The organism is Chryseobacterium sp. SIMBA_029, assembly GCF_046535275.1.
Lineage (GTDB): Bacteria > Bacteroidota > Bacteroidia > Flavobacteriales > Weeksellaceae > Chryseobacterium.
Map to the genome: position 1 here is coordinate 1 of NZ_JAWRXA010000379.1, position 268 is coordinate 268.

The window sequence follows — 268 nt, forward strand, 5'->3', positions numbered from 1 at the left end:
CTTGTGAGATCAATGAATTTTTTTCCTTTTAAAATATCAGACTTATAAAGGGCGGTCTTTTCAGATGATGACTGCTCTAAACTAAGTTGTGGGGGAAAAATAATTCCATCTTTCAATAAAAAGGGGAACTTTTTCTCTGCAACCTGTCTTCCTTTGATCTGCTGTACAATCTCCTGTATAGAAACCTCAGGAAATGGCGATTTTTTTAATAATAATGAATGCAGATCTGTCTTTAGATTTGCATTGATATAGCTCTGAATTTCTTTGT

General features: G+C 33.6%; 1 pseudogene. It reads right to left on the reverse strand.

Annotated elements, in window-relative coordinates:
* A pseudogene (locus SB679_RS24520) lies at window positions 1-268 on the reverse strand (methyltransferase); the annotation flags it as partial.